The following is a 16,889-nucleotide window of genomic DNA, read 5'->3' as shown; positions in this document are numbered from 1 at the left end:
CGAGTTCGGCAGCCAGAAGTCAGTCGGTGCCGGACTCGATTGCGGCGTGGTCGAGGGCTGCGGAGTCCACCGAGTTCTCGGCGCTGCTGGCGGCGATGGCGTCGGCTCCACCGGGGGCGAGTTCGCCGATCAGGTCGCCCCAGGCGGTCAGCTGATCCTGGGCGGCGTACTGCTCGAGTTTGCTGCGCGAGTCCGCGATGTCGAGGTTGCGCATGGTCAACTGGCCGATGCGGTCGCCGGGGAAGAAGGCCTGGCCCTGGCTGCGTTCCATCGACAGTTTTTCGGGGTGGTAGCTGAAGTTGCTGCCCTGGGTGTCGACGATGGTGAAGTCCTGACCGCGGCGCAGGCGAACCGTCACGCTGCCGGTGACGACGTTGCCGACCCAGCGCTGCAGGCCCTCGCGCAGCATGAGCGCCTGCGGATCGAACCAGCGGCCCTCGTAGAGCAGGCGTCCGAGGCGGCGGCCCTCGTTGTGGTACGAGGCGATGGTGTCCTCGTTGTGGACGGCGTTGACGAGCCGCTCGTACGTGATGTGCAGCAGTGCCATGCCCGGGGCCTCGTAGATGCCGCGACTCTTGGCCTCGATGATCCGGTTCTCGATCTGGTCGGACATGCCGAGTCCGTGGCGTCCGCCGATGGCGTTGGCTTCCATCACCAGGTCGACGGCACTGTCGAAGGACTTGCCGTTGATCCGAACGGGACGGCCTCGCTCGAAGTCGACGGTGACGTCCTCGGCTGCGATCTCGACCTCGGGGTCCCAGAAGCGGACACCCATGATGGGCGAGACGATCTCGAGGGACGTGTCGAGGTATTCGAGACGCTTCGCCTCGTGGGTGGCACCCCAGATGTTGGCGTCGGTGGAGTACGCCTTCTCGGCCGAGTCACGGTAGGGGAGGGTGCGCTGGGTGAGCCACTGCGACATCTCGTGCCTGCCGCCGAGCTCGGCGACGAATGCCTCGTCGAGCCACGGCTTGTAGATGCGCAACTCGGGGTTGGCGAGCAGGCCGTAGCGGTAGAACCGCTCGATGTCGTTGCCCTTGTACGTCGAGCCGTCGCCCCAGATGGAGACGCCGTCCTCCTGCATCGCGCGCACGAGCAGCGTGCCGGTCACCGCGCGGCCGAGAGGAGTGGTGTTGAAGTACGTCTGCAGTGACGATCGGATGTGGAACGCGCCGCAGGTCAGTGCCGCGAGGCCTTCCTCGACCAGCGGTTCGCGGCAGTCGATCAGCCGGGCCTGCTCGGCGCCGTACGCAAGGCCGCGGGCGGGCACGTCGGACAGATCCGGCTCGTCGTACTGGCCGATGTCGGCGGTGTAGGCAAACGGGATCGCGCCGTGCTCGCGCATCCACGCCACCGCCACCGAGGTGTCGAGACCACCGGAGAATGCAATGCCGATTCGTTCACCGACCGGGAGGGAGTTCAATACCTTCGTCACGGCCCGCAGCTTAGTCGTACGGTCAGCTGGGCCGATCGGCGAGCGACTCCACTGCACCACGGACGGCGTCGAGGTGCGCGGTCATGGCGCGGGCTGCTGCGTCGTAATCGCCGGATCGTATACCGGCGACGATGGCGTCGTGCTCGACGTTGGACTGCTGCTGCCGGTGCGCGACGAGGTTCAACGTTTCGGACTGCCGCGTCAAGGCGTCCCGGATGTCGACGACGATCGACTCGAACACGCGGTTTCTGCTGGCCCGCGCGATGGCGGTGTGGAACTGCGCGTCCAACAGGACCCAGGCCTCGTGGTCGTCCTCGGAACGCATCTCGTCGGCGAGGCCGGAGAGCACCGCCAACTCGTCGTCGGTACGTCGTTCGGCCGCCCACCCGGCTGCGGGTACCTCGACGTGGGGGCGGGCCTCCATGAGTTCGCGGGCCTCGTAATTGCCGATGTCGAGGTCGCTACCCACTCGATCACGGACGACGAAGGTGCCGAGGCCCGTCTTGGTCTCGGTCAGACCGAGCGCGTGGCACGAGCGCAGCGCCTCGCGGATGACGGAACGACTGACGCTGTGCCTCGCGGCCAGCGCCGCCTCGGACGGGAGCTTCTGCCCGACGGGGAGCTTTCCCGACGAGATCGCGGCACGCAGGTCGGCGAAGACCGCCTCGGCGGCGCTCATGCGGGCATTGGTGGGCGCACTGACTGCCCAGCTGTCCGACAGGTTCATGCAGTGATCCTATCCCGGGGTTGACCGACGAGGTGTTCTACGCCACACTCTACCTGTCAGACAGCCGGACAGCTGGACACCCCCCTGAAGGAGCGCACCCACCGTGGCCGATACCCGCATCGAGAAAGACCTTCTCGGCGAACGCGAGATTCCGATGACCGTCTACTGGGGAATCCATACCCTGCGCGCGCTGGAGAACTTTCCCATCACGGGGCGGCCGATCTCCACCAACGCCCACCTCGTCCGCGGCCTCGCAGCCGTGAAGTGGGCGGCCGCGGCGGCCAATCAGGACCTCGGAATACTCGACGCCACCCGCGGGGAAGCGATCCGGGCCGCGTGCCAGGAAATTCTCGACGGCCAGTGGCACGAGCAGTTCGTCGTCGACGTCATTCAGGGCGGCGCGGGTACGTCGACCAACATGAACGCCAACGAGGTCATCGCCAATCGTGCCCTGGAAATCCTCGGCCACGCGCACGGTGACTACTCGATGCTGCACCCCAACGAGCATGTGAACGCCTCGCAGTCCACCAACGACGTGTATCCGACGTCGGTGAACATCGCGACCATCTTCGCGGTGCACGAGCTGATCGCATCGATGAAGGTCCTGCGAGATTCGTTCTCCCGCAAAGCAAGCGAGTTCGCCACCGTCGTCAAGATGGGCCGCACCCAGCTGCAGGACGCGGTGCCGATGACACTCGGTCAGGAGTTCGGCACCTACGCGATCATGATCGACGAGGACTGCTCACGGCTCGAGGAAGCCGCGCTGCTGGTGCACGAGATCAACCTCGGGGCCACGGCCATCGGCACCGGGCTCAATGCTCCTGCCGGATACACCGAATCGGCCGTCGCGCACCTGCGCACCATCACCGGCCTGCCGTTGGTCACCGCAACGGACCTGATCGAGGCAACGCAGGACGTCGGTCAGTTCGTGCACCTGTCCGGTGTGCTCAAGCGCGTTGCAGTGAAACTGTCGAAGATCTGCAACGATCTCCGGCTGCTGTCCTCCGGGCCGCGCGCGGGCTTCAACGAGATCAATCTGCCTCCGATGCAGGCGGGTTCGTCGATCATGCCCGGCAAGGTCAACCCCGTCATTCCCGAGGTCCTCAATCAGGTTGCCTACGAGGTGATCGGCCACGACGTCACCATCACGATGGCCGCCGAGGCAGGGCAGTTGCAGCTCAACGCTTTCGAGCCGATCATCGTCAAATCCCTGTCCGACGGTATGGCGCATCTGAGTGCGGCCTGCCGGACCGTCGCGCATCGGTGCGTCGACGGCATCACCGCGAACGTCGATCTACTGCGTGAGCGGGTGGAGAACTCGATCGGTCTGGTCACCGCGCTCAGCCCGTACCTCGGGTACGTGGAGTCGACGGCCATTGCGCAGGAAGCGCTGGTCACCGGTCGCAATGTCGTCGACCTGGTGCTCGAGAAGGGCCTGCTGGCGCGAGAAGAGCTGGATCGATTGCTGAGCCCCGAGCATCTCGCGAACCTGCGTGTGGCTCCCACCGAGCATTCCGTTGCTCCCGAGACGTCGACGAGGTAATGCGATGAGCACCGAGAACCCGATCCAGAAGCAGGCCTTCCGCGAGGAGGAGCTGGGGTATCGAAAAGAGCTGGCTCCGCGCCAGATTCAGATGATCGCCATCGGCGGCGCGATCGGCACCGGCCTGTTCATGGGTGCCGGTGGAAGACTGCGTGACGCCGGGCCCGCGTTGGTTCTGGTCTACGCACTGTGCGGCTTCTTCGCATTCCTGATCCTGCGCGCGCTGGGTGAGCTGGTGATGCACCGCCCGTCGTCCGGATCGTTCGTCTCGTACTCCCGCGAGTTCTTCGGTGAGAAGGTCGCGTTCGCAGCCGGGTGGTTGTACTGGATGAACTGGGCGATGACAGCCGTCGTGGACGTGACGGCAGTGGCGCTGTACATGAACTTCTTCAAGAAGTACTGGGCACCACTGGGCAACGTCGATCAATGGGTGTTCGCGCTGGCCGGCCTGGTGTTGGTTCTCGGTCTGAACCTGGTGTCGGTCAAGGTGTTCGGTGAGCTCGAATTCTGGTTCGCGCTGATCAAGGTCGTGGCCCTGGTGACGTTCCTCGCGATCGGCACCTACTACGTCATCTTCGGTACCCCCATCGACGGTCAGGCTCCGGGTCTGAGCGTCCTCACCGACAACGGCGGTCTCATCCCCAACGGACTGCTTCCGGCGATCGTCGTGATCCAGGGCGTCGTATTCGCCTATGCCTCCATCGAATTGGTCGGCACCGCCGCCGGAGAGACGCAGAACCCCGAGAAGGTCATCCCCAAGGCGATCAACACCGTCATCGTCCGCATCGTCGTCTTCTACGTCGGCTCGGTGCTGCTGCTCTCGCTGTTGCTGCCGTACACCGCGTATCAGGCCGGGGAGAGCCCGTTCGTCACGTTCTTCGGAGCGATCGACGTCGAGGGTGCCGACGCGATCATGAACCTCGTCGTGCTCACCGCGGCGCTGTCGTCTCTCAACGCCGGGCTGTACTCCACCGGTCGCATCCTGCATTCGATGGCGGTCGCCGGTTCGGCACCGAAATTCGCGGCCCGTATGAACAAGCAAGGAGTTCCGTACGGCGGCATCGCACTGACGTCGGTGGTGACGCTGCTCGGGGTCGTCCTCAACGCAGTCGTCCCGGCGCAGGCGTTCGAGATCGTGCTGAACCTTGCTGCGCTCGGCATCATCAGCGCGTGGGCCGTCATCGTGGCGTGCCAGCTCAAGTTCTGGTCTCTGTCCAAGACCGGCGCGGTCACCCGGCCTGCGTTCCGGTTGTTCGGTGCCCCGTACACCGGCTACGCAACGCTAGGCTTTCTGGCGTGTGTACTGGTGCTGATGGCCTTCGACAAACCCGTCGGTACGTGGACCGTCGCGTCCATCCTGCTCATCGCGCCGATGCTGATCGCCGGATGGTACATGTGCCGCAACAGAATTCGAGAGGTAGCCGCCCGTAATGACTGAGGAGTGGAGCCTGCCGGAACGACCCGACAGTGCTGAGTTCGTCGCGTTGTTGACCACCGGTGGGACGATCGCCAGCAGTCGCGACGAGCACGGGGTTTCTCGGCCGGTCGCAGGCGTGGGCGTCGACATGGACGGCGTGGTGGTGCGCGAGGTGATGTCGAAGGACAGCTCCGCCCTGGACCTCGCCGATCTCGACGCCATTCGCACTGCCGTGGTCGACGCGTTGGACGAGGACGGCTGCGCCGGAGTGGTGGTGTTGCACGGCACCGACACCATGGAGGAGTCGGCGTTGTACGTCGACCTGTTCCACGACGACGCGCGTGCGGTGGTGTTCACCGGGGCCCAACGCACCGCCGATCATCCGGACCCGGACGGCCCCGGCAACATCGCCGCCGCGGTGACGGCGGCGCGGTCCGAGCAGGGGGTGCTGATCGCGTTCGGCGGACGAGTACTGCCGGCCCGCGGGGCGATCAAGAAGCACACTTCCGAACTCGACGCCTTTCGGTCGGCAGCAGTGCCGAGGCCGGACCCGCTGCGGTGGCAGCCCGTCGCGGGAGTGCGCGTGGACGTCGTGGCCCTGTACCCGGGCGCGGACGGGGTGCAGATCGATGCCTGTCGCGAAGCCGGGGCGTCGGGCATCGTGCTCGAGGCGTTGGGCTCGGGTAACACCAACGCTCTGGTGGTGCACGCGGTGAAAGAGGCCGTTGCTGCTGGGCTGCACGTGGTCGTCACGACGCGGGTGCCGTTCGGTGAGACCTCGCCGACGTACGGCGGCGGAGGCGGCGGCCACGATCTGCTCGACGCCGGTGCGGTCTTCTCCCGCGAACTCCGGGCCGGACAGGCGCGCATCCAGTTGGCGGCGCTGGTCGCCACTGGAGCTACTGACGTGGTCGTCCACAATTCGTTCGCCTAGGCGGGATCCCGCCTACGGAGGCGAACAGTGGACACTCAGCGCACCAGGGAGGCGTGACGTGAGCACGATCGAGATCGAATTCGCTCCACATTGGGTGAACGCGTCCTTGGTGCGCACGCTGGCGCGGCCGTTCGTGACGATCGACGGCGTGGAGCATCGCCAGTCGTGGTCGGAACCGTCGACCTACGAGCTGGCACCGGGTGGCCACGAGCTCACCGCATTCATCCGCTATCGCGGCACGACATCGGCACTCGGCATCGGACGGCGACGCGTCGAACTCGGTGCAGAACAGCATCTTCGGCTGCGAGCTCGAAACGGGTGGGCGAACCACATGCCGTTCGAGTTACAGCTCCGATTCGCCCCAGGTCTCGACGCGTAGTTCGTCCCCGACCGAGATGGTTCCTTCCTCGATCACCGAGAATTTCGAACCGAAGGCGACGCCCTTCTGCCGGGCCCGGCGGTAGGTGCCGAGAGTGCGCAGAGGTTCGGGTCCGGTGCGAACACCGGTGCTCTGCTCCACCGTGGTGACGGCGCAGCGGATCGCCAGCTTCGTGTACGTCAATCGTGCGTCGCCGATCGAGATGTCGCGCACTTCGTCCTCGACATGAGCGTCCTGCGAGCCGTCGACGACGATGTTGGGCCGAAATCGGTCGATCGGCAGCGGGGCGTCGAGGCGGGAGTTCAGACCGGCCAGTGTGGCGGTCGAGAGGATGTGGACGGCGGCGCTGTCGGCGAAATGGGCCGAGCCGGGGCGGATTCCGTCGGTGACGCGGCCGTGATCGCGGGGCGCGGCGACGAGGCGTGAGGGCTCGCCGATGACGTCGGTGAGCCAGGCGGCGATGTCGTCGCCCTGGTCGATGCCCCGCAGCGGCGTGCCGAACATCGTGACCTCGCGGTCCGCGGAATCACGATCGACGACGGCGGTGACGCTCCCTGCGCTCTCGTGGCGCAGTGTCAGTGAGCCGTTTTCCACCGAGCAGCGAACGACGGCCAGTACGGGATCGGTGCGTTGGCTGCGGAACGAGCCGTCCGCGTCGACGATCATGAACGCTCGGTCGTGTTCGAGACCGGCTGTGCTCACCCGGGTCGAGTCCAGTGCCGTACCGGCACATCCTTTGACGGGATAGGTCACCAAAGACGACACGCGCACCCGTCGAGGATACTGGGACACATGACTCGTGCTCTGTTGGTAGTCGATGTTCAGAACGATTTCACCGAGGGTGGTGCTCTGGCCGTGGTCGGCGGTGGGGAGGTGGCGCGCAGGATCAGCGCGTACCTCGCCCGGAGCGGCGACGACTACGACCTCGTGGTGTCCTCACGCGACTGGCACGACGGCGACAGCGACAACGGTGGACATTTCGCCACCGACGCTGCCCCGGATTTCGTCACCACGTGGCCCGTGCACTGCGTCGCGGGAACGGTCGGCGCGGAATATCACCCGGATTACCGAACCGGCAGCGTCGACGTGCATGTCTACAAGGGGCAGGGCAGACCGTCGTATTCGGCGTTCGAAGGCGTCACCGAGGACGGAACATCCCTGTCCGAGATCCTGACCGCCAACGAGGTGACGGCCGTCGACATCGTCGGTCTCGCCACCGATTACTGCGTGCTGGCGTCGGCGAAAGATGCAGTGGCACAGCACCTGGACGTTCGGGTTCTCACCGATCTGGTGGCCGGGGTCGCTCCCGAGACCTCCGCAGCAGCTCTCGACGAACTCCGCGAAGTCGGAGCAGCAGTGGTGTGAAACAGCAGTGGTGTGAAACAGAAGTGGTCTACGAGTCGATCGTGGTGGTGATGGACGTGACCGACGGTGCCGCGGGGGTGCTGCCGAATCCGAACGTCACCGGGGGAGTGACGGGCGTCAGCGAGCCCAGGTCGTCTCCTTGCCAGGATGCGACGACGTCGACGACGCGGTGCTGGTGCCTGGCTCCGTAGTATTCGCGCCGGCCTCCGCCGGCGCTGCCGCGAGTTCGCACTCCGCGCAGTATCACTCGGGCGATGGGGTCGCTGATCGTGCAGAACCACGGTGCGGTGGACACGGCGTCGGGGACGAGGCTCAGGGCGCGGCCGAGAACCGTCGGTCCGGCCACTCGAATGCGTACCGACAGATCCCCGGCGACGACGGACCGCCAGCCGTCGGGCTGGTCGGAGAAGGTGACCGGTACCAGCTCGGTGGAATCGAACGAGTATGTCGCAGTGACGAATTCACGTACCGCCTCGTTCGGGGCCACGAGTAGGCGTCGACCGTCCGCGAATTGGACCATCACATCGGTGAATTCGCCGAGGGGCGAGCGCGTCCAGTGTCCGACGACGATGCGCACTCCCGACGTCGTACCTACCCCGTAGATCTCTCCGTGAAACCGTGATCTGGTCATCTTCGTGCACTCTCACCTAGGTAGCACTACGCGGTGCATAGTGGAGGTCATGGCGTCCTCGCAACCCACTGTATTCGTCCTGTTCGGCGCGACCGGAGACCTCGCGAAGCGAATGGTTCTGCCGTCGTTCTACCAACTCCACGTCGAAGGCCTGCTGCCGGAGAAATGGATCCTGATCGGCAACGGTCGCAAGGACTCGTCCGACGACGAGTTCCGCGACCACGTGAAAGATGTGCTCGACGAGTTCGCCGAGAACGTGGCCGACGACGATTGGTCGGCGTTCTCGAAGCGAATCCGTTTCGCGGGCAACGGCTTCACCGTCGACGATCCCGGCAAGCTCCCCGACGTCGTCGCCGACGCCAGGAAAGAGATCGGTGACGACGCACAGCTGGTCCACTACATCGCGCTGCCGCCGAGCACGTTCGTCGACTACACGAAGGCCCTGGGTGCACACGATCTCGCCGAGGGTTCCCGAGTGGTGTACGAGAAGCCCTTCGGCACCTCGCAGCACAACTTCGAGGAACTCGACAAGGCCGTGCACGAGGTCGTGAAGGAGGAACAGGTCTATCGCATCGACCATTTCCTCGGTAAGGAAGCAACACAGAACCTGCACGTGCTGCGGTTCGCCAACGGCATGATCAGCGGCATCTGGAACTCCGAGCACGTGGAGCATGTGCAGATCGACGTGCCCGAGACACTCGACATCGACGACCGCGCCGAGTTCTACGACGAGACCGGTGCCGTACTGGACATGCTGGTGACCCATCTGTTCCAGGTGGCCGCCGAGGTGGCCATGGAACCCCCTGCGTCGTTGAAGGCCGAGGATCTGCAGTCGGCTCGCGAAACGGTGATCGGGCAGTTCCGTCCACTCGACACCGACGAGGTGGTTCTGGGGCAGTACGACGGCTACCGCGACGTCGACGGCGTTGCCGAGGATTCGACGGTCGACACGTTCGTGGCCGCGAAGCTGTGGGTGGATACCGATCGCTGGCGTGGTGTGCCGTTCCTGCTTCGTACCGGCAAGATGCTCGGTGCCGGAGCGCAGCGGGTGTCGCTGGTGTTCCGCAAGCCCGCCGACAGTCCACTGTCGACGCTGCCGGAAGACGGCGCGGTGCTCTCGTTCGACCTGTCCGGTGACGGCAGCATCGATATCGCCATGACGGTCAAGGAACCCGGACCGGATTTCGACCTGTCCGTCGGGCATCTGTCGTTGCCGCTGAAATCGGTGCCCGACGCGGAGCCGTTGAGCCCGTACTCCCGGCTGATCCTCGATGTACTGAACGGGGACCGATCGCTGTTCACCAGACCCGACGGCCTGGCCCACGTGTGGGAGGTGGCGGCGCCGCTGTTGAACGATCCGCCCGCGGTGAAGAACTATGCGCCGGGCTCGATGGGACCGACGGAAGCCGACGATCTGGCTGCGCCCTGCGGTTGGTTGATCACCGGGAAACCCGAGGACTGATCACCGGAACGGCGAAGAACCGGGTCGGCTTTCGAGCCCCGAAACAGCCGGTGGGTCCTTTTTGTCCGAAACGATGGAATGGATCGCGTCTGGAACGTTATGTTCCTGTGGCCTGGTCACCCTCCGACTCGGGCCACGACGTGTCTTTCGAAAGGCTTACCCATGCTCCTCGATCTCCTCACCGGCCTCCTGCCCATCCTCGGCGGCGGCGAAGACGGTGGCATCACCGGACCCATCACCGGTGGCCTCACCGATGGTCTCGGTGAACTCCTCGACGGACTGCTCGGCGGAAGCACCGGTAGCTTCGGCTCCAGCTAGACCCCATTCCGCGAAGTCCGACGGCAAGGCCCCGTTCCTCCACCGGCGAGGATGCGGGGCCTTTCCGCGGTCGCGGGAGCTCACGGGCGGCGCGGCATCAGCATCAGGGCCGCCAGGTAGATCAGCACGACTGTGCCACCGCTCAGCACTGCACCGGCGACGGTGGCGACGCGAACTAGGTTGACGTCCCAACCGAAGTAGTCGGCTATACCGCCGCAGACGCCTCCGATCATCTTCTGCGAGTTGGACAGGGTGAATTCTCTGGGGGAATTGCTCTCGAATGTCATGGTGAGAAGTCTGCGTCGCCGACGCCTGTGGGCACATCGGGGCTTTCACCCATATCGACCCGGAGAATCGAACGATCGAGAAAAAAGTCGCCGAACAAGTTCGGTGACTTTTACGACGCAGACACTCGACCTGTTGTCGGCGCGAGGATTACGGTCGGATGTGTCGGTCGCTTCCGGTCCGTCCCCCTTGCAGACCGGAAGCGTGTCCGATGCGTCCGGTTGCGCTCGGTGTTCACCGAATCGCCATGGACCGGTCACCGATGAGCACTAACTTTCGGCGCATGACCGACTTCGATCTCCGCAACGGCGTGGCTGCACGCAAGAATCTCAGCGACGTGCGGGACATCACGACCGCCGTGGATCTTGCCGATACTTCGGGGTTCGTCGTCGACGACTCCGATGACGACGACCCGGTGCTGCTGACGGTCCCGGGCGGTCACGTCGTCGACACGTGGCGGGAGAACTACCCCTACGACGAGCGTATGACCCGCGCGGAGTACGAACTCGAAAAGCGGCTGCTGCAAATCGAACTGCTCAAGCTGCAGATGTGGTCCAAGGACACCGGACGACGCCACGTCATCATCTTCGAGGGTCGCGACGCCGCCGGTAAGGGCGGCACGATCAAGCGGTTCATGGAGCACCTCAACCCCCGCGGCGCACGCGTCGTCGCGTTGGAGAAGCCGTCGGTGCGGGAGTCGACGGAGTGGTATTTCCAGCGGTACATCGGGCATCTGCCTGCGGCCGGCGAAATTGTGATGTTCGACAGGTCTTGGTACAACCGTGCCGGTGTCGAACGGGTCATGGGGTTCTGCACCGAGGAGCAGCATGCACAGTTCGTTCGGCAGGCACCGCTGTTCGAGCAGATGTTGGTGGACGAGGGCATCAGCTTGACCAAGTTCTGGTTCTCGGTGTCGCAGCACGAGCAGCGCACTCGCTTCGCGATCCGGCAGGTGGATCCGGTACGGCAGTGGAAACTGTCGCCGATGGATCTTGCGTCACTGGACAAGTGGGATGCGTACACCGCTGCGAAGGAAGAGAACTTCCGCGCCACCGATACCGACGTAGCACCGTGGACCGTGGTGAAGAGCAACGACAAGAAGCGCGCGCGGATCAACGCGATGCGGTTCGTGCTCAACAAGTTCGATTACGCCAACAAGGACTCCGAGATCGTGGGCGAAACAGACCCGTTGCTCGTCGGTCGCGCGAAAGACGTGCTCGGAGAATAATTTTGAGCTACATACCGGGGTCTGCTCGGTGAACGTCCTGCGTCGCTTCGGTATCCGAGCGGCGAGTTCGTGCCGCGTTGTGCACCGCGCCGATGGTTGCGGTAGGAAAGTGGTAGGCCGTATTACCTACGGCTGTACGAAGAGACGAGCATCAGGAGTTCTCATGGGTTCAGCTGCGCAGTTCATCACCGACATTGCAACCGGAGTCTACGACGGCATCGTCGACGCGATCGTCGAGCAGATCGTCGGCGTGCTGACGTCGGGTAGCGCCGCGTAATTCGTCGGTCTACGAGTCGCGGTCGCTGTCGGGGGCGGCCGCGACTTTTCGTCTCCGTGACCGTTTTGTGACAGCTCACCAAGATTTCTGACTTTTCGATGCCAATGCGTGTACGAAACGTTATCCGTTCGGGTAGAAATCTTCATGCAGAGGTAATCGAGTGACGACCGTCACGTTCGATCTGCACATCCCTCGAACAACAAGGAGCCTGTCGCATGTCCGCTGAACTCGGTGACCTCTTGGCAATCTTCATCCAGCTCTTCTCGGGTATCAGTTCTTCCTCCGACTGACATCCCGGCTCCGCGCCGTAGGCCTCGGCCAGGACGGCAGACCGGAGCCGAATCGATGAACAGTAAGGCTCGCGACGCCGCGTCGGCGGCGAATCCCCCTCTCTCGAAGGAGTTTTGATGGAATTTCTCTCGCTGTTGCTGCAGTTGCTCGCTGTCGGCAGCTCCGAAGGAACAGGTTCGGTCGTCAACATCCCCGGCACGCTCCCCAGCTGAAGCGCGACCCCGAAGCCGGGCCCGACATACCGTCGGGCCCGGCTTTCGTGGTTTCGAAGTGTCATTCGTTGGACCGAAATATGCTCCAGCGGTCGATGATTCGCCGCCGACCGGGTAGACCTGAACCTCATCGTCGATGCGCTCGGTATCGACGGTAGTAGAGGGGGCGCCATGCTCGAAGCCATAGTCGGATTCATCAACAGTCAACTGTTCTGGTTCAGCTGGTCGACCGGTAGCTACCACCCGATCATCCTGTGAGGTAGTGCCCTGGGGCGGGTGCGGTCGCACCCGTCATAGGGTTGGCCGATGCAGACGGTTCCGATTCAGATGCCCGACGGTTCGACGGTGCCGGTGACGCTGTTTCCGAGTGAGGGCCGAGACGATGCGCCCGTCATCGTCGTTCTCCCGGGTCTCGGCATCCCCGGCGGCTACTACCGGCTGTTCGCCGAAGCGCTCGTCGCCCGCGGATTCCATGCTGCGATCGGCGATCTTCGGGGCCAGGGGGACAGTAAGCCGAAGCCGAGCTCGTCGAGCAGGTACGGATATCAGGAATTGGTGTCGGTCGACTTTCCGGCGATCTTCGAGGTGGTGCGCGAGCAGTTCCCCGCCGCAACCCCGTATCTGCTCGGCCACAGTATGGGCGGACAACTGGGCGCGATGTACGCAGCCCGAATTCGAGGCAGGCTCGGTGGCTTGATCCTGGTGGCATCCGGGTCGCCGTACCACCGCGGTTTCGGCACCACTCGCGGGGTCCCGCTGTACTTCGGCGCGGCGGCGATGGCGATCACCAGCAACATCGCCGGATTCTGGCCGGGGGACCGCATCGGGGTCGGTGGATTCGGTCGTCAATCACGAGTGTTGATCGACGACTGGTCGAGGTTCGCCCGAACGGGCTCGATCGAGCCGGCCGGTGCCGATATCGACTACGAGGAACGGATGGGCCGGCTGACCCTACCGGTGCTGGCAGTGACCATCGAGGGCGACGATCTGGCACCCAAGGGTTCGATGGAGAATCTGACGGCCAAGCTTGCCAACGCCGACATCACCACCGAACACATCGACGAGCCGCTGGGCCACAACGGGTGGATCCGCAATCCCACCGCGGTGGCCGACCTGGTCGAGCGGTGGATGCACCGCTGACACAACCCCGAGCCGTACGATACGGTCGTTTGGATTAATTCATGCGATAAGTTCCAACTCCGCGCCCGTTCTGGTGTACAACGCTAGTGACTCAACTTCTGTTCTGCCGAAGATAGCGAGCACGTGTATGAACGGCCTGGGGGCTACAGCTCGTCGGATCGGTAGGGCTGTGCTCGTGGCCGCGTGTATCGCTGCGTCGGCCTCGCAGGGCACGGCCCTCGCCGCGCCCGACGCGGACAACGCGTCGACGTCGTACGTGGTGCGCACGGAGGAGACCGACGCAGTCGCCATGACGGCGTTCGTGCATTCGGCCGTGATGGATCGGACCATCCCGCTGAAGATCCTTCGCTCTCCGGACCGCGCGAAACCGAGCTCCACCGTGTATCTGCTCAACGGCGCGGGCGGTGGGGTGGACGGTATGGACTGGTACACCCAGACCGATGTCGTGTCGTTCTTCGCGGACAAGAACGTCAATGTCGTCACTCCCGTCGGCGGCGCCTATTCCTACTACACGGACTGGCAGCACGACGATCGCGTGCTCGGCCGCAACAAGTGGGAGACCTTCCTGACCCGCGAACTGCCGCCACTCGTCGACCAACTGCTGAAGACCAACGGCCGCAACGTCATTGCCGGAATCTCGATGGCTGCGACGTCGGTGCTCAATCTGGCGGCGCACAACCCCGGTCTCTTCCGGGCGGTCGGCTCCTACAGCGGCTGCGCCTCGACCACCGATCCGTTGGGCCGCGCGTACGTCAAGACCGTCGTATCGATGGCGCTCGGAACCGACGTGAAGAACATGTGGGGCCCGGACGGCGACCCCGACTGGGTGCACAACGACGCTGTCGTCAACGCCGACAAGCTGCGCGGCACCGCGCTGTACATCTCCAACGGCAGTGGCCTGGCGGGGGCATCGGACACCTTCGACGGAACCAACCCCAACGGCCCCGGTTTCGTGCTGCTGAACCAGATGGTGGTGGGCGGTGCCATCGAGGTCGCCACCGGCGACTGCACCCGTCGACTGAAGAGCGCGCTCGAAAAGCTGCACATCCCAGCCCATTTCGAGCTACGGGAACGCGGGACGCACTCCTGGGGATACTGGCAGGACGATCTCCACAATTCCTGGCCGATGTTCGAGCAGGCTCTGGCCGACTGACATCACCGGCTCTCGAGCTGCCGCCACAGGAACTCGTACGTCAGTGCGGTCTTGAAGGCCAGCTGCGCATTGTCCGACGCCCCGCCGTGGCCGCCCTCGATGTTCTCGTAGTAGCTCACGTCCTGACCGAGCTCGGCCAGCCGCGCAGCCATCTTGCGGGCGTGTCCGGGATGGACTCGATCGTCTCGGGTGGACGTGGCGATGAGTATCGGTGGGTACTTCCGCTCGGACGCGGCCACGACGTTCTGGTACGGGGAGTACTGCGAGATGAACTCCCATTCGGCGGGGTCGTCGGGGTTCCCGTACTCGGCCACCCAGGACGCTCCCGCGAGCAACAGGTGGTACCGCTTCATGTCCAGTAGCGGGACCTGACATACCAACGCCCCGAACAGTTCCGGGTACTTCGTTTCCATGATGCCCATCAGCAGGCCACCGTTGCTGCCGCCCTGGGCGGCCAAGCGATCGGCGGTGGTGATCCCTCGGGCCACCAGGTCGCGGGCGACCGCGGCGAAGTCCTCGTGGACCAGATGCCGGCCCGCTCGCAACACCTGGGTGTGCCAGGACGGTCCGTACTCGCCGCCGCCGCGGATGTTGGCAACGACGTAGGTGCCGCCGCGCTCGAGCCACGTTCGACCCATTGCTCCGCTGTAGCCGGGCGTCATCGAGATCTCGAAGCCGCCGTAGCCGTACAGCAGTGTGGGGCCGGGGCCTGCGTCGCCGCGTCGGACGACGAAGTAGGGGATCGCGGTGCCGTCGTCCGACTCCGCGAAGAACTGTTGCACGGTCATGCCGTCCGCGTCGAAGAAAGCGGGAGCCTGCTTGAGTACCTCGAGCGCGCCGCCGACCGTGCCGACCAGCAGCGTCGCCGGGGTGAGGTAACCCGAGGAGCCGAGGAAGAACTCGTCCCCGTTCTCCTCGGCGTCCGTACCGATGATCTCGGTCGACGCCAACTCCGACAACCCGTCGACGGTGGTCGTATCCCACTCCGTCGTGCGCGTTTTGTGCCCCTCCAGGTACGCAAAACGCGCACGAGGGGTGAGCACATGCAGACGAGTCCGGACATCCTGCAGCGTCACCAGCAGCAGATGGTTCTCGGTCCAGGCGTACTGATGCAGGGATGTGTGCTCGTCGGGAGTGAACAGAACCGTCAGAGATGCTGTGCCGCTCACGAATTCGTCGAAGTCGGCCGCGAGCAGAGCGCCCGCCGGATGGGTGACACCGTCGTAGGTCCACTCGGTCATCGTCCGAACGAGCAGCCAGTTCTCGTGGACCGACGTCGATGCGTCCGTCGGCGTCGGAATGCGGGTCACCGCCGTACCGTCGAGCACGTAGGTCTCGGAGTTGTAGAAGTCGGTGGACCGCTGCACGAAGTCGCGCTCGAATCCCGGCGTGCGGTCGTGCCACGCAGAGATCGAGATGTCCTGGGATTCGCCCTCGTAGACGGTCTCCGCGTCGGCGAGCGGGGTGCCGCGGTGCCATCTCTTGGTGATCCGCGGATAGCCGGATTCGGTCAGGGACCCCGGTCCGAAATCGGTGCCGACGAACACGGTGTCGGCGTCGATCCAGCCGATGTCGGTCTTGGCCTCGGGCAGCGTGAAACCGCCGTCCTCCGCAGCGCGGAACGTGCGGGAGTCGAGATCGAACTCGCGTACCACCGTCGCGTCGGCACCGCCTCGGGACAGCGTCACCAGAGCGCGCAGCTGGTCGGGGCGCAGTACCTGAGCGCCGCCCCACACCCAGTTCTCGCCCTCGTCGGCGGCCAGGGCATCGAGATCGAGCAGGACGTCCCATGCGGGTTCGTCCGTGCGGTACTCGTCCATCGTGGTGCGCCGCCACACCCCGCGGATGTGCTCGGCGTCGCGCCAGAAGTTGTAGAGGAACTGCCCGCGCCTGCGTGCGTACGGGATCCGCGCATCGGTGTCGAGAATCTCGCGTACACCCGCCACGGTGGCGTCGAAACGCTCGCCTGCCAGCGCCTGGATCGTCACCTCGTTCTTCTCGCGTACCCACGCGAGTGCGTCGTCGCCGGTGACGTCTTCGAGCCAGAGGTACGGGTCGTCCGAGAAAGCCATGGCACAGTTCTAGCAGCACA

General features: G+C 64.8%; 16 protein-coding genes. 10 read left to right on the top strand and 6 right to left on the bottom strand.

Annotation, left to right across the window (positions count from 1 at the left end):
• Positions 1 to 19: 19 nt before the first annotated feature.
• A complete protein-coding gene (argG, locus tag CH266_RS08765; protein WP_032373710.1) occupies positions 20 to 1,435 on the bottom strand; it encodes an argininosuccinate synthase in 1,416 nt (471 codons plus the stop codon).
• 22 nt (positions 1,436 to 1,457) lie between these two features.
• Entirely contained in the window at positions 1,458 to 2,162 is a 705-nt protein-coding gene (locus CH266_RS08760; RefSeq protein ID WP_094692609.1) for a FadR/GntR family transcriptional regulator, read from the bottom strand.
• A 103-nt stretch (positions 2,163 to 2,265) separates the two neighbouring features.
• Between CH266_RS08760 and aspA the strand changes: the two genes are divergently transcribed.
• The 4 genes from aspA to CH266_RS08740 are packed head-to-tail and all read left to right on the top strand — an operon-like array spanning position 2,266 to position 6,435.
• Positions 2,266 to 3,705 carry an aspartate ammonia-lyase gene (gene aspA / locus CH266_RS08755; protein ID WP_027498436.1) on the top strand — a complete coding sequence of 480 codons (1,440 nt, stop codon included), beginning with the start codon at positions 2,266 to 2,268 and terminating at the stop codon, positions 3,703 to 3,705.
• 4 nt (positions 3,706 to 3,709) lie between these two features.
• The gene (locus CH266_RS08750) at positions 3,710 to 5,143 is read left to right on the top strand and encodes an amino acid permease (protein WP_027498435.1); all 1,434 of its coding nucleotides are present in this window, start codon (positions 3,710 to 3,712) and stop codon (positions 5,141 to 5,143) included.
• Positions 5,136 to 6,056: an asparaginase gene (locus CH266_RS08745; protein ID WP_094715102.1), complete on the top strand. Its 921-nt coding sequence runs from the start codon at positions 5,136 to 5,138 to the stop codon at positions 6,054 to 6,056. The genes CH266_RS08750 and CH266_RS08745 overlap by 8 nt, the downstream gene beginning before the upstream one ends.
• A gap of 58 nt (positions 6,057 to 6,114) precedes the next feature.
• Positions 6,115 to 6,435: a hypothetical protein gene (locus CH266_RS08740; RefSeq protein ID WP_032373712.1), complete on the top strand. Its 321-nt coding sequence runs from the start codon at positions 6,115 to 6,117 to the stop codon at positions 6,433 to 6,435.
• On the opposite strand, the gene CH266_RS08735 is transcribed toward CH266_RS08740, so the two are convergent.
• The gene (locus CH266_RS08735) at positions 6,400 to 7,206 is read right to left on the bottom strand and encodes an MOSC domain-containing protein (protein ID WP_094665705.1); all 807 of its coding nucleotides are present in this window, start codon (positions 7,204 to 7,206) and stop codon (positions 6,400 to 6,402) included. The genes CH266_RS08740 and CH266_RS08735 overlap by 36 nt on opposite strands.
• Before the next feature lie 21 nt (positions 7,207 to 7,227).
• Between CH266_RS08735 and CH266_RS08730 the strand changes: the two genes are divergently transcribed.
• The gene (locus tag CH266_RS08730) at positions 7,228 to 7,800 is read left to right on the top strand and encodes an isochorismatase family protein (RefSeq protein ID WP_032365156.1); all 573 of its coding nucleotides are present in this window, start codon (positions 7,228 to 7,230) and stop codon (positions 7,798 to 7,800) included.
• A gap of 28 nt (positions 7,801 to 7,828) precedes the next feature.
• Here CH266_RS08730 and CH266_RS08725 read toward each other — a convergent pair whose 3' ends face one another.
• Entirely contained in the window at positions 7,829 to 8,431 is a 603-nt protein-coding gene (locus CH266_RS08725) for a hypothetical protein (RefSeq protein WP_094715101.1), read from the bottom strand.
• 49 nt (positions 8,432 to 8,480) lie between these two features.
• On the opposite strand from CH266_RS08725, the gene CH266_RS08720 reads away from it, so the two are divergent.
• On the top strand, positions 8,481 to 9,893 hold the full coding sequence (locus tag CH266_RS08720; protein ID WP_032381367.1) for a glucose-6-phosphate dehydrogenase: 1,413 nt from the start codon (positions 8,481 to 8,483) through the stop codon (positions 9,891 to 9,893).
• Between the two features lie 162 nt (positions 9,894 to 10,055).
• Complete coding sequence (locus tag CH266_RS25360) at positions 10,056 to 10,211, top strand: hypothetical protein (protein ID WP_155288427.1); 156 nt, start codon at positions 10,056 to 10,058, stop codon at positions 10,209 to 10,211.
• An 80-nt stretch (positions 10,212 to 10,291) separates the two neighbouring features.
• Here the strand turns inward: CH266_RS25360 and CH266_RS08715 are convergent, their stop codons facing one another.
• Positions 10,292 to 10,498, bottom strand: a complete 207-nt coding sequence (locus CH266_RS08715) for a PspC domain-containing protein (protein WP_027498428.1) — start codon at positions 10,496 to 10,498, stop codon at positions 10,292 to 10,294.
• A 281-nt stretch (positions 10,499 to 10,779) separates the two neighbouring features.
• Here CH266_RS08715 and ppk2 point away from each other — a divergent pair, with 281 nt between their 5' ends.
• The 3 genes from ppk2 (at position 10,780) to CH266_RS08700 (ending at position 14,797) form a co-directional block, all read left to right on the top strand.
• Complete coding sequence (gene ppk2 / locus CH266_RS08710; RefSeq protein ID WP_045840630.1) at positions 10,780 to 11,724, top strand: polyphosphate kinase 2; 945 nt, start codon at positions 10,780 to 10,782, stop codon at positions 11,722 to 11,724.
• Between the two features lie 1,086 nt (positions 11,725 to 12,810).
• Positions 12,811 to 13,644, top strand: coding sequence for an alpha/beta hydrolase family protein (locus CH266_RS08705; RefSeq protein WP_027498426.1), 834 nt, complete (start codon positions 12,811 to 12,813; stop codon positions 13,642 to 13,644).
• A gap of 127 nt (positions 13,645 to 13,771) precedes the next feature.
• Positions 13,772 to 14,797: an alpha/beta hydrolase gene (locus tag CH266_RS08700; RefSeq protein WP_032381216.1), complete on the top strand. Its 1,026-nt coding sequence runs from the start codon at positions 13,772 to 13,774 to the stop codon at positions 14,795 to 14,797.
• Between the two features lie 2 nt (positions 14,798 to 14,799).
• Here the strand turns inward: CH266_RS08700 and CH266_RS08695 are convergent, their stop codons facing one another.
• The gene (locus CH266_RS08695) at positions 14,800 to 16,869 is read right to left on the bottom strand and encodes a prolyl oligopeptidase family serine peptidase (RefSeq protein ID WP_094715100.1); all 2,070 of its coding nucleotides are present in this window, start codon (positions 16,867 to 16,869) and stop codon (positions 14,800 to 14,802) included.
• Between the last annotated feature and the right edge of the window lie 20 nt (positions 16,870 to 16,889).

Source organism: Rhodococcus sp. 06-1474-1B (genome assembly GCF_002258885.1).
Lineage (GTDB): Bacteria > Actinomycetota > Actinomycetes > Mycobacteriales > Mycobacteriaceae > Rhodococcoides > Rhodococcoides fascians.
The sequence above is the reverse complement of the archived record's forward strand: the minus strand, read 5'-3'. Positions and strand labels throughout refer to the sequence as shown.

Coding starts and splice junctions, on each gene's coding strand:
- ppk2 (WP_045840630.1), top strand. CDS start 10,780: ATGACCGACTTCGATCTCCGCAACGGCGTGGCTGCACGCAAGAATCTC.
- CH266_RS08705 (WP_027498426.1), top strand. CDS start 12,811: ATGCAGACGGTTCCGATTCAGATGCCCGACGGTTCGACGGTGCCGGTG.
- CH266_RS25360 (WP_155288427.1), top strand. CDS start 10,056: ATGCTCCTCGATCTCCTCACCGGCCTCCTGCCCATCCTCGGCGGCGGC.
- CH266_RS08725 (WP_094715101.1), bottom strand. CDS start 8,431: ATGACCAGATCACGGTTTCACGGAGAGATCTACGGGGTAGGTACGACG.
- CH266_RS08700 (WP_032381216.1), top strand. CDS start 13,772: ATGAACGGCCTGGGGGCTACAGCTCGTCGGATCGGTAGGGCTGTGCTC.
- CH266_RS08695 (WP_094715100.1), bottom strand. CDS start 16,869: ATGGCTTTCTCGGACGACCCGTACCTCTGGCTCGAAGACGTCACCGGC.
- CH266_RS08720 (WP_032381367.1), top strand. CDS start 8,481: ATGGCGTCCTCGCAACCCACTGTATTCGTCCTGTTCGGCGCGACCGGA.
- CH266_RS08745 (WP_094715102.1), top strand. CDS start 5,136: ATGACTGAGGAGTGGAGCCTGCCGGAACGACCCGACAGTGCTGAGTTC.
- CH266_RS08760 (WP_094692609.1), bottom strand. CDS start 2,162: ATGAACCTGTCGGACAGCTGGGCAGTCAGTGCGCCCACCAATGCCCGC.
- CH266_RS08750 (WP_027498435.1), top strand. CDS start 3,710: ATGAGCACCGAGAACCCGATCCAGAAGCAGGCCTTCCGCGAGGAGGAG.
- CH266_RS08715 (WP_027498428.1), bottom strand. CDS start 10,498: ATGACATTCGAGAGCAATTCCCCCAGAGAATTCACCCTGTCCAACTCG.
- CH266_RS08730 (WP_032365156.1), top strand. CDS start 7,228: ATGACTCGTGCTCTGTTGGTAGTCGATGTTCAGAACGATTTCACCGAG.